Raw genomic sequence first — 15,474 nt, forward strand, 5'->3', positions numbered from 1 at the left:
CCCACCGCCCGGCACGCCCAGGCTGGAGGCCAAGGGCGTCGTCGCCCCAACGCCCCCGCCGACTGGTTCGGTCGCGCCACCCCAGCCCGCTGGCTCCGTCATGCCAACGCCCCCGCCGACTGGTTCGGTCGCGCCACCCCAGCCCGGCATGCCCGCTCCGGGCGTGGCCGCACCGCCACAACCCGGCACACCAAAACCCGATACGCGTGGAAAACCCGGCGAGACCACCCAACCAACCCGCCTGATCGGCTGCGTGGAGGGGAACTGTCAGAACGGCACCGGCACCTTTGTCCATGACGACGGCGCCCGCTACATCGGCCAGTGGCGCAACGGCAAGAAACATGGTCCAGGTGAATTCCGCTTCTCCACCGGCGGCGGCTATCGCGGCACCTGGCAGAACGGCCATGTGACCCGCATCGAGTGACCGCCGTTTCCCGGAATCGCCGTGCCGGGTGGACGCGCCCCTCGGGTTGTGCTAGAGTGATGACTTCCCGAAATCCAAGAAAGTCAGGAATGCCCCTCAAAGGGGGTTCCACCGCGCCCAGCTTGTCACGGATCCCCGATGAACGATTTTCTGCGCCAGGTGGCGAGCCAAACCGGCGCCACGCAACTGCACGGCCAGGATCTGGAGACCATTCAGATCAATCTGGGCCCACGCTGCACCCTGGAGTGCCGTCACTGCCATATCGGCGCCTCGCCGCGCCGCGACGAATTCATGACGCAGGATATTATCGAAAGCCTGTTGCAACAACTGCCCAACACCGCCTGCCACACGGTGGAGCTGACCGGTGGCGCGCCAGAACTCCATCCCGCTTTTCAACGGCTGGTGGAAGCGCTCCTGGCGCTCTCCCTGCGCGTGAGCGTGCGCACCAACCTGACCATCCACCAGGATCCCGGCATGGAGACCGTCGCCCCGTTCCTGCGCGACCGGCGGGTGGCGCTGACCGGCTCCCTGCCCTGCTACCTGGAAGCCAACGTCGATCGCCAGCGCGGTCCCGGCACCTTCGTCCGCGCCATCGCCGCGTTGCGCCACCTGAACGACCTGGGCTACGGCATCACCCCCGAACTGCCCCTCGATCTGGTCTACAACCCGGATGGCGCCTCCCTGCCGCCGGATCAAACCCGGCTGGAAGAGAGCTACCGGCAACGGCTGCGCACCGATCACGGGGTGGAGTTCTCCCGTCTCTTGACCATCACCAACATGCCGATCGGTCGTTTTCGCGCCGATCTGCGCCGTCAGGGAGCCGAGGAGCGCTATTTCGCCCTCTTGAAGGAGTCCTTCAATCCCCGTACCCTGGATCGGCTCATGTGTCGCCACCAGATCAGCATCCGCTGGGATGGACGGCTGTTCGACTGCGATTTCAACCTGGCCCTGAACCTGCCGGTGACCACCGACCATCCCGATGTGAGCACCCTGGCCACCACGCCGGTCACCCGTCGCATCGCCACCGGAGATCACTGTCTGGGTTGCACCGCCGGCGCCGGCTCCTCATGCGCCGGCGCCCTGGCCGCTTGAGGGAGATCCAACGTCATGGGAACCGCGGTGAAGATCCATCAATTGCAGGCAGCCTACGCACCTGCGGAGGATCGCCTTCTGTTGCGTCTGAACACCACGGATCGCCGGGAGTTCCGTTTCTGGCTGACGCGCCGTTTCGTGCAGCGTCTGTGGCCGGCGTTGCGTCAGTCCCTGGAGTCGCAACCCGAGGTGGCCGGCTATCTGGATCAGGCAACCCGCTCGGCCATGCTCGGTTTCATGCACGAGAACGCCACGGCGGGAGCCGATTTCCAGGCCCGGTTCCAGGACCCCCCCGGCGGTGCCCTGCTGCCCCTGGGTGCGGCCCCGATTCTGGCGGTACACGCACGCATCGCCCTGGTGCCGGGTCACGAGTCGTTGCGCCAGCTCCAGCTCCACCCGGAACGCGGCCAGGGCATCGAGGTCACCATGGACATGACACTCCTGCACGCTTTTTGCAAACTGCTCGCGGATGCCGTCTCTGCTGCGGATTGGCAGATGGAACTGAACCTGACCGCGGGACTCCCACCCACGGTCACCACCCTGGAAAGGGGGCGCGTTCTGCATTGACCGCCGGCAACCCGGCATCCGGAACCCATGTGTCGTTGATCGTGACACCCCCGCAAGGGAGATCCACGGTCGGGGAGTGAGGGGGAACGCCCCCGATCAGGCCTGTTCATGAACCTTCGATGGCCAGCCATCGTCCACAATTTCAACCACAGGATGTGCAACCATGCCACAAGTCATGTTTTACGACCGCCCGGAACCCCTCAACAAGGAGCGCCATCGCGCCCTGAAACTGGATGCCACGCGAGCGGATTCGGGCTTTGCCGCCAGGACCAACTCGGTGCCGTTGGCGGGCATGGAGTTTCAACACGCGGCCAAGGAGTTTCCGATCGTCTTTTTGCAGGTGAACGACGGGGTGGTGCTGGCCGCCGCGCTGCTGGGGGTACGCACGGACGAAAACCTCTACCTGGGCCATGACGGACGCTGGAGCAGTGCCTACGTGCCGGCCTTCGTGCGGCGTTATCCTTTCATCCTGGCCGAGAATCCCACCCAGCCCGACCAGTGGACCGTCTGCCTGGACGTGGCATTCCCCGGTTTCAACACCGAGAGCGGCGAGGCCCTGTTCGGCGAGGATGGCGAGCCCACCCCGCTGATGAACAACACGATCCGTTTCCTGCAAGAATATCAGGAGGGGTTCCGCCGCACCGCGCAATTCATCGAGCGGTTGCAAAAGCTGGGGCTGCTCACCACCATGACCGCACAGGTGGAGGTCGCGGGTGGTCAGAAATTCGCCCTGCAAGGGCTGATGACCGTCGATGAGCAGAAACTGCTGGCCCTGGAAGAGTCCCAGGCCATGGAGCTGTTCCGTTCCGGCGAGATGGGCTGGATCTATGCCCATCTGATCTCCCTGGGCAATATCAACCGTCTGGCCACGCTCCTTTCCACGCGGGATCGGGCATAGAGTGCCCCCGACCCGAGGCCTGTCGGAACCCCGACAGCCAGCCGATCCAGGTTAAATTCCCTCCGTCCGGCGCCAAGGATTGCGTTTCACCCCGGACGGGGGGTATCTTTTCTCTTTTTACCGTGGAATTCCCGTCAGGGAGGGTCATGGTCGGGGGGTGAGGGGTTCTCCCCCCATCAGGCCCGTTACCGTGGAACTCCCGTCAGGGAGAGTCATGGTCGGGGGGTGAGGGGTTCTCCCCCCATCAGGCCCGTTACCGAAAATCCCCTGTCCGGCAGGTCCACGACCGGGGGATGAGGGGGATTTCCCCCACGCATGCAAGCATTCAAACCAGCAACCAATTATCGGGGATGTCATGGAAGTCACTGTCGAGCAAACCGGCGCCCTGGAGCGTACCATCACGGTGCGCGTGGCCGCCGATCAGGTCAATGCCCGTCTGGAAGCGGAAATTTCGCAACTGGCCGCGACCATCAAGCTGCCCGGCTTCCGTCCGGGCAAGGCACCGAAGAAACATCTGGAAAACCGTTTCAAGGATCATCTTTCCCAGACCATCATGGAACAGCTGATGCAAGAGGGGATGGGCAAGGCCATTCAGGAACATGCGCTGCGCACCGTGGGCAACCCGGAATTGCACCTGGAGGCCCCGGTGACCCGCGATCAACCGTTCGGTTTCACGGCCAAGGTGCAGATCATGCCGGATGTGAAACCGCAAGGCTACCAGGGGATGACCCTGACGCGCCGCGTGGCCGAGGTGACCGACGCCGATATCGACACCGCCCTGGAACAACGCCGCGAACGCCATGCCGGCTACGAGACCCGTGAGGGTCGCCAAGCGGCTTCCGGCGATCAGATCGTCTTGAACTTCAAGGGCTTCGTCGATGGCGAGGCCTTCGATGGCGGCTCTGCCGAAGGGTATGTTCTGGAACTGGGCGGCGGTCGTTTCATCCCCGGTTTCGAGGATCAGCTGATCGGTCTGGCGGTGGGCGAGGAGCGGACCGTGAAGGTCACCTTCCCGGAAAACTACGGCGCCCCCCATCTGGCCGGCAAGGCGGCGGAGTTCCAATGTTCGCTCTCCGAGGTGCGCGAGCGGGTTCTGCCCGGCATCGACGATGCCCTGGCCGAGGCCGAGGGGATCAAGGAGGGTGGACTGGAGGCTCTCAAGACCCGCATCCGTCAGGATCTCGACCGTCGGGCCGCCAGCGCGATGGAAAAGCAACTGCAACGCCGGATCCATGACGGCCTGGTGGAGGCCAACGCCTTCGATCTGCCGAGCAAGATGGTCGATCGCGAGGTCGAGGCCATGATCGAGCAGTTCAAGGAGGATACGGTCGCCCGCGGCATGACCCCGGATCAGCATGGCCTGACCGATGACGTGCTGGCCAGCGAATTCAAGCCCACCGCCGAAAAGCGGCTCCGTCTGGGTCTGGTGCTCGGCGCGATCGCCAAGCAGGAGGGTCTGGAGGTCAACGACGAACGGGTGGATGCCCATCTGAACAAGCTGGCCGAGGTGTACGGCGGTCGGGCCGCGGAGTTCAAGCGCTGGGCGCGCGAGGACGAAAGCCGCATGGACGGAATTCGCGGCGCGGTGCTCGAAGAGATGGTCAACGACTGGATCAAGGCGCATGGCGTGATCACCGACGAGTCCGTGACCCTGGATGCACTGCTGGCAGAGAACGCCTGATCCGAAGAGGTGGGCGTCACCCCCGCATCGGGGGTGGGGGTTCCGGGCCGGTCGGGTGGCGCGGTCGTTTCATGAAGTCGGATGGATCTCAACACAGAGGATTGAAGGTATTGCCATGAATCTGGTTCCCATGGTGGTCGAGTCCACCAATCGCGGCGAACGGGCCTACGACATCTACTCCCGACTGCTCAAAGAGCGGGTGGTGTTCATGGTGGGACCGGTGGATGACCACTCGGCCAACCTGGTCGTCGCCCAGCTGCTCTTTCTCGAATCGGAAAACCCGGAGAAGGATATCCATCTCTACATCAACAGCCCCGGCGGTCACGTCACCGCCGGGCTGGCCATCTACGACACCATGCAGTTCATCCGACCGGATGTCAGCACGCTGTGCATCGGTCAGGCGGCCAGCATGGGCGCGGTGCTCCTGGCCGCCGGCGCCAAGGGAAAACGATTGCTCCTCCCCAACGCCCGGGTGATGATCCATCAACCCTCCGGCGGGTATCAGGGTCAGGCCGAGGATATCCAGATCCACGCCAAGGAGATCCTGCGCATCCGCGATCGGCTCAACCAGATCCTCGCCCACCACACCGGTCAACCGGTGAAACGAATCAGCCGCGACATGGATCGCGACTACTTCATGGAGGCCCCCGAGGCGTGCGCCTATGGCCTGGCCGATCGGATGATCGACAAACGCGACCTGCCGGTCGAAAACGAGGAGCAGTGATCGCGGCTGCACGGTTTCGAATCGCGACGATCGCGCGCCGGATCCCCGCATCACGGCGCCCCTGTTAAAGAAATAAGGCTGAGGGGAACCCCCATCCCCACCCACGAACCCTTTGCGAGAAGGGGCCGTGGGAAAGAACGCTGCAAGGAACGAGTCACATTACATGGCCAAGAAAATCACGGATAGCGGTCCGCTGCTGCACTGCAATTTCTGCGGCAAGACCCAGCACGAGGTGCGCAAGCTGATCGCCGGCCCCTCGGTGTTCATCTGCAACGAATGCGTGGATCTGTGCCGCGACATTCTCAAGGAGGACAAGGCCGAGAACGGTCCGCTGCGCAAACGGGCCGGCATTCCGGCCCCGCGCGAAATCAAGTCGATCCTGGACGAGTACGTCATCGGCCAGGAGAAGGCCAAGCGGATCCTGTCGGTGGCGGTCTACAACCACTACAAGCGTCTGGAGAGCCGCGGCTCCGAAGAGCACGCCGATGTGGAGATCGCCAAGAGCAACGTGCTCCTGATCGGTCCGACCGGCTGCGGCAAGACCCTTCTGGCCCAAACCCTGGCGCGCATCCTGGATGTCCCCTTCACGATCACCGACGCCACCACCCTCACCGAGGCCGGCTACGTGGGCGAGGATGTGGAGAACATCATCCTGCGTCTGCTCCAGGCCGCGGACAACGACGTGGAGAAGGCCCAGCGGGGCATCGTCTTCATCGACGAAATCGACAAGATCTCCCGCAAGTCGGAAAACCCCTCGATCACCCGCGACGTTTCGGGCGAAGGGGTGCAGCAGGCGCTCTTGAAGATCATCGAGGGGACAATCGCCAGCGTGCCGCCCCAGGGAGGACGCAAGCATCCCCAGCAGGAGTATCTCCAGGTCGATACCACCAACATCCTGATCATCTGCGGTGGGGCCTTCAACGGACTGGAGAAGATCATCGAACGGCGTTCCAACAAGCATCACGGCATCGGCTTCGGCGCCGAGGTGAAGAGCAAGGATGCCGATGGCAAGGTGAACGAGCTTCTGGCCATGCTCGAACCCGAGGATCTGTTGCAGTTCGGGCTGATTCCGGAGTTCGTGGGCCGTCTGCCGGTGATCGCCACCCTGGAGGAACTGGACCAGGAGGCGTTGGTCAAGATCATGCGCGAGCCGCGCAACGCGCTCCTGAAGCAGTATGCCAAGCTGCTGTACATGGAGGGGGTGAAGCTGACCTTCACCGACGAGGCGGTACGCGCCGTGGCCCGCAAGGCGATCAAGCGCAAGACCGGCGCCCGCGGACTGCGTGCCATTCTCGAGGCCGTGCTGCTGGGCATCATGTTCGACATACCCTCCATGGGGGATGTCACCGAGGTGGTGATCAATCAGGAGTGCATCGAAAACGACTCCGAGCCCCTGTTGATTCACGAGGAGTCGCAACGGGCCGCCCAGGCCTGAGCGTATCGTTGTTGTCACGACCCCGGAGCAGCGCGCCGGGGAAGATGGGAAGGCACCCCGAAGAACCATCGGAGCCGCCCCCTTTTTCCCCGGTGACGCAGAAACTCCGCGAGTTGCCCTTTCCAAGAAAATCTCTACTTAAAGCACCAGAAAAATTTCCAAGAGGATTCCTGCCACATGGCCATTCTGAAGGATCCGTTCGGTTTGCAGTCGATGCGCATTCCCGCCCTGCCGCTGCGGGATATCGTGGTATTCCCCCATATGATCGTGCCGCTGTTCGTGGGTCGGGAACGTTCGATCCGCGCCCTGGAGGCGGTGACCGGTCGCGAGGAGAGCCGGTTGATTCTGCTGGTGGCCCAGAAGGTGGCCACCAACGACAATCCGGAGCAGGAGGAGATCTATTCGGTCGGCGTGGTGGGGAGCATTCTCCAGGTGCTCAAGCTCCCGGACGGCACCGTGAAGGTGCTGGTGGAGGGCGGACGGCGCATGCAGATCAAGCGCTACATCCAGAAAGACCCCTATTATCTGGTCGAGGGGCGCTATGTGGAGGACGAACCCTCGGATGCCACCGAGTGCCAGGCGATGATGCGCACGGTGGTCGAGCAGTTCGACAACTACGCCAAGCTCAACAAAAAAATCGCCCCCGAGGTGCTCCAGACCCTGCAATCGGTCCACGATCCGAGTCGCCTGGCCGACATCGCCGCCACCCATGTGGCCCTGAAGGTGACCGAAAAGCAGGAGCTTCTGGAACTGCCCACGGTGAGTTCCCGTCTGGAGCGGCTGTTGCTGGTGCTCGAGCAGGAGATTGATGTCCTCCAGGTGGAAAAGCGGGTGCGCGGTCGCGTCAAGCGGCAGATGGAGAAGAGTCACCGGGACTACTATCTCAACGAACAGATGAAGGCGATCCAAAAAGAGCTGGGCGACCGGGACGACGAAAAGGACGAGATCAACGAACTGGCCGAAAAGATCGCCTCGGTGGGGATGACCGAGGAGGCACGCAAAAAGGCCGAATCGGAGCTGAAAAAACTCAAGCAGATGGCCCCCATGTCCGCCGAGGCCACGGTGGTGCGCAACTATGTGGACTGGCTGGTGAGCCTGCCCTGGAACAAGACCACCGAACTCAAGCATGACCTCACCCGCGCCGAGGAGATCCTGGAGGAGGATCACTGGGGACTCGAGAAGGTCAAGGAACGGATTCTCGAACAACTGGCCGTGCAATTGAAGGTCGAAAAGATCAAGGGTCCGATCCTCTGCCTGGTGGGACCGCCCGGCGTGGGCAAGACCTCCCTGGCCAAGTCGATCGCCAGGGCTTCGGGGCGCGAATACGTGCGCATGTCGCTGGGCGGCATCCGCGACGAGGCAGAGATCCGCGGCCATCGCCGCACCTACATCGGTTCGCTGCCGGGCAAGATCATCCAGTCGATGAAGAAGGCCGGCTCGAACAATCCCCTCTTTCTGCTCGACGAGATCGACAAGGTGGGTTCGGATTTTCGCGGCGATCCCTCCTCGGCCCTGCTCGAGGTGCTCGATCCGGAACAGAACGCCACCTTCAACGACCACTACCTGGAGGTGGATTACGACCTCTCCAAGGTGATGTTCATCACCACGGCCAACAGCCTCAACATCCCGCGTCCCCTGCTCGACCGCATGGAGATCATCCGTCTGGCCGGCTACACCGAACAGGAGAAGATGCGCATCGCCACCCGCTATCTGATCCCCAAGGAGATGGAGACCCATGGCCTCAAGGAGGGGGAGTTCACCCTCTCTTCCGGCGCGTTGCAGGACATCATCCGCTACTACACCCGCGAATCCGGGGTGCGCGGTCTGGATCGCGAAATCGCCAGCCTGTGCCGCAAATCGGCGCGGGCGATCCTCACCGATCCGAAGAACGAACGGATCTCGATCGGCTCCAAAAGTCTGGGCAAATTCCTGGGGGTGCGACGCTACCGCTTCGGCCTGGCCGAGGACGAGGATCTGGTGGGCGTGGCCACGGGTCTGGCCTGGACCGAGGTTGGCGGGGAGCTTCTGACCATCGAGAGCATCCACATCGAGGGCAAGGGGAAGTTGACCACCACCGGCAAGTTGGGCGACGTGATGCAGGAGTCGGCCCAGGCGGCCCTCACCTATGCCCGTTCCCGTGCCCGCGAGTGGGGCATGGAGGTCGAGGAATTTTTCCAGAAACACGACATCCACATCCATGTCCCGGAGGGGGCCACACCCAAGGATGGTCCGTCGGCGGGCATCGCCATGTGTACCGCCCTGGTGAGCGCCCTGTATGGCATTCCGGTGCGCAAGGACGTGGCCATGACCGGCGAGATCACCCTGCGGGGTCGGGTGTTGATCATCGGCGGACTCAAGGAGAAGCTGCTCGCCGCCCATCGCGCCGGCATCAAACACATCATCATTCCGGAGGAGAACGTCAAGGATCTCAAGGAGATCTCCTTGAGCATCCTCAAGGATCTGGAGATCCATCCGGTCACCCACATGGATCAGGTGCTCAAACTGGCCCTGCGCGGAGAGCTGAAAATGCTCGACAAGGTGGCCAACACGGTGGATCTCTCCCTGGAGAAAACCGATCCGGCGCTGCTGTTGCCCCACGAGGAGGATCACGAGGATGCCCCCTCTCTCACCCATTGACGCGGGGCGCGGTCGGGCGCGGAAAATGTAAGCCAGAGAGCGAGAAAATCGCTTGACAGCAAAGATTCGCAACGTATAGTAACCCCGGAAGAACACCATGGGCGAGCGCTCACGCAAGGCGCCCGCCAGGTTAACCGGAACGTCTTGCCAGGGGAGAACTTCCATTGAACAAATCCGAACTCGTTGATGCCGTCGCCGCGGAAACCAATTTGACCAAGATCCAGGCCTCCGAAGCCATCGATGCCGTGATTCATGCCATCCAGAACGCCTTGAAGGGTGGACAGCAGGTGAATCTGGTTGGTTTCGGCTCCTTCATGGTCACCGAACGTGCCGCGCGCACGGGCCGCAATCCGCGCACCGGCGCCGAGATCAACATTCCCGCCGCAAACCTTCCGAAGTTCAAGCCCGGCAAGGGTCTCAAGGATGCGGTCACCCCGCCCCAGCCTGCTCCGGCGCCCGCCGTCAAGCCCGCGCCCGCCGCCAAAAAACCGGCCCCGGCTCCCGTTGCTCCCGCTCCCGCGGTCGAACCCAAAAAATCCGTCAAGAAAAAGAAATAATCCCTTTTATTGACCCACGAGCCGCACCCCTCTCCCCATGACGTGGCAACCCACGCATGGAGGTAACCGGTTGCAAGGGCAACGTACTCCCCACCCGCGGATTCCGTGCGACGCTCGTCCGGGCGTTGCAGGGTCCGGGGGGGCATGAGGCAGCTTCCTGGATATCATTCTCCAAATGGCCCACGCGATCGCCCGTCACCCATGGGAACGATCGGCTTTTTGGGCATGCCCGGGCGGATAGCTCAGCCGGGAGAGCATCGGCCTTACAAGCCGAGGGTCACGGGTTCGAACCCTGTTCCGCCCACCAAGTCTTAGTTCGCCAACGTTCGTTGAAGTGCGCAAAGCCCGTAAAAATCAATATTTTACGGGCTATTTTGTGTTCCAGGGAGGCACGGGAAAGTTCATTGACATCCGCGCCATTCCCAGGTAACCATTCAGGAAACGCATGCCCCCCGATCTGCCTTGCCCGTCAACTTGGGTTGCCCGTTTTTTGAGGGGCCCGAACCCACGCAACGGGATTGGCCGAATTCCGCCGACCCGATCATTCCAGATCCTGCGGATGGGGTGACCGATTCATCCACATCCTGCCAGGATCACGGACGAGAGAAAGAAGCCCCATGAACATGAAAACCATGCTTGTCTATCTGATCGCCGGTTGGTCGGGTTACTACGTGATGGCGGTCGAACTGTTGGGAGGTCGCGCCCTCTCCCCCTTCTTCGGCACCGGGATCTATGTCTGGGGGGCCATCATTGCCCTGTTCATGCTGGCCCTCTCCATCGGCTATCTGATCGGAGGCCAGTTTTCGACCCATCAACCCAGTCTGCGCAAATTGAGCCTGTTGTTGGGCCTGGCCACGCTCACCTCTCTGCCCTGCGCCAGCTTTTCCACGCCCATTCTGGAAATGGTGTTCGAACGGGTGCCGGATCCCCGCTACGGGGCTCTGCTCTCCTCCTTTTTGCTGTTTTTCCTGCCCATCACCATCTCGGGGACCATCTCACCCTATGCCATCCGTCTGTTGGTGCATGGACTCGGGGATTCGGGTCAGGTGGCTGGCAAGGTCTTTTTCATTTCCACGTTCGGCAGCACGGCAGGAACGCTGCTCACCTCGTTCTATCTGGTTTTGCTGTTTGAATTGAATCAGATCATCGACGGCATGTTGGCCATCTCGTTCGCGGTGGCCACGATTGGCGTGCTCGCCGACCACGCGAAAGCGGAGCAGAACAATGGCGCATAAATTCTGGATCGCGTGGGTTCTGATTCTGACTGGATGGACCGCGACTCCCGTGCAGGCCAAGGTGATCGTGGAGGAGAAATCGCTGTATCGCAACGTTCTGGTTTACGAAGAGAACGGCTTGCGTTGCATGAAATTCGGAAAGCATGACAATGGACGTCAGGCTTGCATCGCGCTGGACAATCCGGAGGCCATTGTCTTCAACTCCCCGAAAATGCAATTGGGGGCGTTGTATCTGAACCCATCCCCCAGAAACGCGCTGATCATCGGTCTGGGAGGCGGGATCGTCACGGTCGCCTTGCAGAAAATGTATCCGGACATCCGGATTGACAATGTTGAAATCGATCCAGCCGTGGTCAAGGTCTCGCAACAGTTTTTCCATTTCACGCCAAGCAAGAACACCCGCATTTATACGGATGATGGTCGGGTTTTCGTCAAGCAGGCGTTGCGCAAGAAATTGCAATACGACATGATCTTTCTGGACGCCTTTGATCACCTCTCGGTGCCGGAGCACATGACCACCCGTGAGTATCTCCTTGAACTCAAGTCACTCCTGGCGCCCGACGGGGTGATGGCGGCCAACACCTTCTCCTCCGGTCAGCTGCATGCCGCGGAGTCGGCGACCTATGCCGATGTGTTCGGACCCTATTACAACCTGCAGGTTCACAACCGGGTGATCCTGACCAGGCTGGGTGGTCTGCCCGGCATGGATCAGATCCGTCAGAACGCCGCGCGGATGAAAGAGAGACTCGATCAGCTCTCGATCGACACCAACTGGCTGGTCTCGCTCTTTGCGACCAATGCGCGCTGGCCGGCGGGGACGCGACTGCTCACCGACCAGTACTCCCCCTCGAATCTGTTGAATGGTCGGCCCCTGGAGCAAACGCCGTAGGCGGTAGTGCCGGGAATCACCAGGACTGTCGCGGGGGTCCGGAGACCGCAAGGTCCCCGGCGGAGGTTCGAAGGCGGCGCCTCCGAGGTTGTGACTTTGCCTTGGGCGCGCTCTACAAAAAAGCGCTCGCGCTTTTTGCGAAAAAACGCCGCGCGCGGCCTTGGCTGTGGGGTCGTTGCGCGTCTTTGGCGAAACGATCCCGCGAACATGGCCCCAAACCGGTCGCCGCAGGCGGCTGGTTCCAAGGCACCCCCCCTCCCTGAAAAGACCAGGGCGTCAAAGGCGCGCCCGCACGCGCCCGCACACCTTAATCGCGCGCCTCGGGAGTCCACCAACGCCCGTCGTGCCGCAAAAGTTCCAACCGGTCCCGCTCGCGCAAGGCCGCCTGATAGGCCACGCGCAGCGCCTCCAGAGTTCCGCGCCACCCCCCCGCGTCCGGATCCAGACCGATGCCGATCTCCTGATAGAGGGCCAGATTGGCCAGATCCGGACGAGGCACCCGATCGGCGAGAAAATCGGCGCGCATCCCGTGATAGAGCCCTTCCAGATGGCGGGCGAGCTTCACCATGTCGAACAGCACGCAGCTCGACCGGCCCGCCTCCAGCCGACTCCGCAACGCGGCCAACGCCTCCCGGTCGTTGCCCAGGGCCACGGCGCGCGCCACATACCCGTCCACCGTGTCGCACACCAGCTCCCCCAACCCCGCCGCGCGCACCAGACTCCCGCACACCCGCGACGGGAACGACAATCCGGCCAGCGTCAGGATCGGCACCCCCATCCACAACGCATCGGAGGCGGTGGTGTGGGCGCCGTAGGGAAAACAGTCCAACACCAGATCCACCAGCGGATAACGGGCCAGATGGTCGGCATTGGCCACCATGGGAGCAAAGAAGATCCGTTCCGGAGCGATGCCGCGCTCGGCGAACAGCGCCCGCAACCGCTCGGTGGCCGCGTCGTTTTCATGCAGCAGCCACATGACGCTCCCCGGCACCCGCGCCATCACCCGGCACCACATCTCCAGGGTCAAGGCGGTGATCTTGCGCACGCCGTTGAAACAGCAGAACACCACCCCCTCCTCGGGCAATCCGAGATCCTGACGGGTGGGACGGTACTCCGCCACCCGCCGGCGCGAGTCGTTGGGTTGATAACAGGGAAGGCGCAGGACTCGTTCGCTGAAAAAAATCTCGTGTTCCGGCGGGAGCACGAACGGATCGGCGATGAGGTAGTGGTGATACGGGGAGCCCATGCTGCCCGGATAGCCGAGCCAGTTGACGATCACCGGCGCCGGTCGCATGGAGAGCACCTTCAGGCGGGCCGCGAAGGTGTAACCGTTGATGTCCACCAGGATCTCGATGCGATCGTCCAGGATCCGCCTGGCCGCCGCCTCGTCGGAGAGCGGGGCCAGATCGCGCCAGTTGGGGGCGGCGGCGCGGATGCGCTCGTGCTGGGTATCGTTCTCCACCGGCTGTCCGGTGTAGTAGAAATAGAGATCGATGGCGTTGGGATCATGGCGTTCGAACAGCTCCGCCATCAGAAAGCCGATGGCGTGCATGCGCAGATCCGAGGAGAGATACCCCACCCGCGGACGCGGGCCGGGATTGGCGCGCAACGCCTGGTGTTCGTGGATGAAATCCTGGGGGGCATGCCCGATGTCCACCCGGTTGTACTGGGCGGCGTTGGCCAGTTGCAGCATCGGATCGTCGCTGTAGGCCGCCAGGGAGAGGGGCGCGAATCCGGTCATCAAATGGGCCTTGGAGCAGCGCGCGAAGGGTTCGACCACCGGCCACAGACACAGCTGCTGGCGGGCGCTCAACCAGTGTTCCATGGCGTCGTGCTGATGGGGATCGATCTCCAACGCCTGACGCAGCGCCCACTCCGCGCCGGCGGAGTCGGCCACGCGCCCGATCTGTTTGAAGGCCGCGTTGCGAAAGTTGATGTTTTCGACGTTCAGCCACGCCAGCTTATCCACCAGCTGGCGCCAGCAGTCGGCGGCGGCGGTTGGCGAACCCTGCTGTTCGAGGATGTTGCCGAGGTTGATGTAGCTCGGCGGGAAGTGGTCGTTGCCGTGCAACGACGCCTCGTAGGCCGCGCGGGCGCCATGGGGATCCCCCTGGGCTTGCAGGGAGACCGCCAGGTTGTAGCAGATCAGATGCAGATAGGGGTGGGCGGGATTGGCGGCGATCCATTCCCGGTACAGGGCGATCGCGCGTGCCCCTTCTCCGGCCTGGATCAAGGCGTCCGTCTCACCGATCAATCGGGGAATGTCCCATTCAGCGACCATCTGAACTCTCTTGGTTGGTTGTGACTTGCATGATGGGGAATCCCCCACCGTGAACCTTTCTCGCGGGCGTTTCTCGCCAAGGATCGTCCTGGGCACGGGCCTGTTTTCGAGCCTTTCATGAAAAGCTCAAATCGGGGTTGGATGCAAGGCCCAATGCCACGCGATCCGGGAAGAGGGTTGGCGGGATTGAACGCGGATTGGCGATTTTCATCAGCCAAGATTCCTGGCCTTGCAGGCAAACGCCGGTTATAGTGTCACGAGGGCATCTCATTTCTTGGACGTATGAATCCATGGCGTTCGTTTGGTTCCAATCCGAAAAATCCACGCGGTCAGGAGCGCGAGGATGAGTGCAGCATCGACCGAACCGGTGGAACTGACCGATGCCCAGTTGCAGGCCGTGGATGCGTTGCGGCGGCACACCACCTATCTTTGGAAATCCTTTGCCGCGCTGACGGGTGAGAAGAAATCGTTCACCTGTCCGATCCGCCAGGCGACCTACCAGAAAGTTCGCAAGAATCTCAACACACTATGCGAGGCCGGTTTTTTTGAGTTCAACCTGATCCACGAAACCACGGGTGGGAGTGGCTCGGTCATTCAACTCGAAATCTCCCACATCAGCGACGGGTTCAAGGCACGGATCCAGGCGCTGCCACCGGACGCCCCGGTCGCCGAAACCGACCTTCCCAAACTCCAACCCGCGCGCCCGGCCAAGGTGGTCCGCAAAAGCTCCTCCACCCGGCCATTGACCGAAATGACCGCGCCGCGTCCCGACTCCGTATCCCTGTTCTCGCGGTTCAACCCGGTTTCACCCAACGGAAGGGTGGCGCGATTCGCGGGTCGCGTGGGCGGCATGCGTCTCGGGATGATCGTGGTCGGCGCACTGTTGGTGTTGGCCGGCTTTCAAGGGCTCTTCCACGCCCCAACCCCGACCACGGGCGACACGCTGCTGGCCCATTTGGAGCCCAGAACCCCGATCGAACCCCTGAAAGTCCAATTTGCGCCGCCCAAGCCCGCGCCCGAGCCGCCCAAACCCGCGCCCGAGCCGCCCAAACCC

10 protein-coding genes, 1 tRNA gene and 3 pseudogenes are annotated in these 15,474 nt (G+C 62.5%); 13 read left to right on the forward strand and 1 reads right to left on the reverse strand.

The genetic code is table 11. The features are described 5' to 3' along the window. The 12 genes and pseudogenes from ACV4UY_RS11175 to ACV4UY_RS11230 form a co-directional block, all read left to right on the forward strand. A pseudogene (locus tag ACV4UY_RS11175) lies at positions 1-424 on the forward strand (hypothetical protein); the annotation flags it as partial. A 138-nt stretch (positions 425-562) separates the two neighbouring features. Further along, positions 563-1,516: an arsenosugar biosynthesis radical SAM (seleno)protein ArsS gene (gene arsS, locus ACV4UY_RS11180; RefSeq protein ID WP_491607672.1), complete on the forward strand. Its 954-nt coding sequence runs from the start codon at positions 563-565 to the stop codon at positions 1,514-1,516. Between the two features lie 15 nt (positions 1,517-1,531). Beyond that, the gene (locus ACV4UY_RS11185) at positions 1,532-2,083 is read left to right on the forward strand and encodes a hypothetical protein (protein ID WP_491607673.1); all 552 of its coding nucleotides are present in this window, start codon (positions 1,532-1,534) and stop codon (positions 2,081-2,083) included. A 163-nt stretch (positions 2,084-2,246) separates the two neighbouring features. Then, complete coding sequence (locus ACV4UY_RS11190) at positions 2,247-2,981, forward strand: SapC family protein (RefSeq protein WP_491607674.1); 735 nt, start codon at positions 2,247-2,249, stop codon at positions 2,979-2,981. A 355-nt stretch (positions 2,982-3,336) separates the two neighbouring features. Next, positions 3,337-4,662 carry a trigger factor gene (tig, locus tag ACV4UY_RS11195; RefSeq protein WP_491607675.1) on the forward strand — a complete coding sequence of 442 codons (1,326 nt, stop codon included), beginning with the start codon at positions 3,337-3,339 and terminating at the stop codon, positions 4,660-4,662. A gap of 115 nt (positions 4,663-4,777) precedes the next feature. Continuing rightward, positions 4,778-5,386, forward strand: a complete 609-nt coding sequence (gene clpP / locus ACV4UY_RS11200) for an ATP-dependent Clp endopeptidase proteolytic subunit ClpP (RefSeq protein WP_491607676.1) — start codon at positions 4,778-4,780, stop codon at positions 5,384-5,386. A 163-nt stretch (positions 5,387-5,549) separates the two neighbouring features. Then, complete coding sequence (clpX, locus tag ACV4UY_RS11205) at positions 5,550-6,821, forward strand: ATP-dependent Clp protease ATP-binding subunit ClpX (protein ID WP_420906476.1); 1,272 nt, start codon at positions 5,550-5,552, stop codon at positions 6,819-6,821. 177 nt (positions 6,822-6,998) lie between these two features. Next, complete coding sequence (lon, locus tag ACV4UY_RS11210; RefSeq protein WP_491607677.1) at positions 6,999-9,458, forward strand: endopeptidase La; 2,460 nt, start codon at positions 6,999-7,001, stop codon at positions 9,456-9,458. A gap of 164 nt (positions 9,459-9,622) precedes the next feature. After that, positions 9,623-9,889: pseudogene (locus tag ACV4UY_RS11215) on the forward strand (HU family DNA-binding protein); the annotation flags it as partial. 357 nt (positions 9,890-10,246) lie between these two features. After that, positions 10,247-10,322, forward strand: a tRNA-Val gene (locus tag ACV4UY_RS11220). A gap of 316 nt (positions 10,323-10,638) precedes the next feature. Further along, positions 10,639-11,250 carry a fused MFS/spermidine synthase gene (locus ACV4UY_RS11225; protein ID WP_491607678.1) on the forward strand — a complete coding sequence of 204 codons (612 nt, stop codon included), beginning with the start codon at positions 10,639-10,641 and terminating at the stop codon, positions 11,248-11,250. Then, complete coding sequence (locus tag ACV4UY_RS11230; RefSeq protein WP_491607679.1) at positions 11,240-12,139, forward strand: spermidine synthase; 900 nt, start codon at positions 11,240-11,242, stop codon at positions 12,137-12,139. The genes ACV4UY_RS11225 and ACV4UY_RS11230 overlap by 11 nt, the downstream gene beginning before the upstream one ends. A 307-nt stretch (positions 12,140-12,446) precedes the next feature. Here the strand turns inward: ACV4UY_RS11230 and ACV4UY_RS11235 are convergent, their stop codons facing one another. Then, a complete protein-coding gene (locus ACV4UY_RS11235) occupies positions 12,447-14,420 on the reverse strand; it encodes an O-linked N-acetylglucosamine transferase, SPINDLY family protein (RefSeq protein ID WP_491607680.1) in 1,974 nt (657 codons plus the stop codon). A gap of 343 nt (positions 14,421-14,763) precedes the next feature. Between ACV4UY_RS11235 and ACV4UY_RS11240 the strand changes: the two are divergent. Further along, a pseudogene (locus ACV4UY_RS11240) lies at positions 14,764-15,474 on the forward strand (hypothetical protein); the annotation flags it as partial.

The sequence above is a fragment of the Candidatus Magnetaquiglobus sp. genome (assembly GCF_058402785.1).

What these genes read in the sequence shown, in the direction of transcription:
- ACV4UY_RS11230 (WP_491607679.1), top strand. Translation starts at nt 11,240, where the DNA reads ATGGCGCATAAATTCTGGATCGCGTGGGTTCTGATTCTGACTGGATGG.
- ACV4UY_RS11225 (WP_491607678.1), top strand. Translation starts at nt 10,639, where the DNA reads ATGAAAACCATGCTTGTCTATCTGATCGCCGGTTGGTCGGGTTACTAC.
- tig (WP_491607675.1), top strand. Translation starts at nt 3,337, where the DNA reads ATGGAAGTCACTGTCGAGCAAACCGGCGCCCTGGAGCGTACCATCACG.
- ACV4UY_RS11235 (WP_491607680.1), bottom strand. Translation starts at nt 14,420, where the DNA reads ATGGTCGCTGAATGGGACATTCCCCGATTGATCGGTGAGACGGACGCC.
- ACV4UY_RS11190 (WP_491607674.1), top strand. Translation starts at nt 2,247, where the DNA reads ATGCCACAAGTCATGTTTTACGACCGCCCGGAACCCCTCAACAAGGAG.
- ACV4UY_RS11185 (WP_491607673.1), top strand. Translation starts at nt 1,532, where the DNA reads ATGGGAACCGCGGTGAAGATCCATCAATTGCAGGCAGCCTACGCACCT.
- lon (WP_491607677.1), top strand. Translation starts at nt 6,999, where the DNA reads ATGGCCATTCTGAAGGATCCGTTCGGTTTGCAGTCGATGCGCATTCCC.
- arsS (WP_491607672.1), top strand. Translation starts at nt 563, where the DNA reads ATGAACGATTTTCTGCGCCAGGTGGCGAGCCAAACCGGCGCCACGCAA.
- clpX (WP_420906476.1), top strand. Translation starts at nt 5,550, where the DNA reads ATGGCCAAGAAAATCACGGATAGCGGTCCGCTGCTGCACTGCAATTTC.
- clpP (WP_491607676.1), top strand. Translation starts at nt 4,778, where the DNA reads ATGAATCTGGTTCCCATGGTGGTCGAGTCCACCAATCGCGGCGAACGG.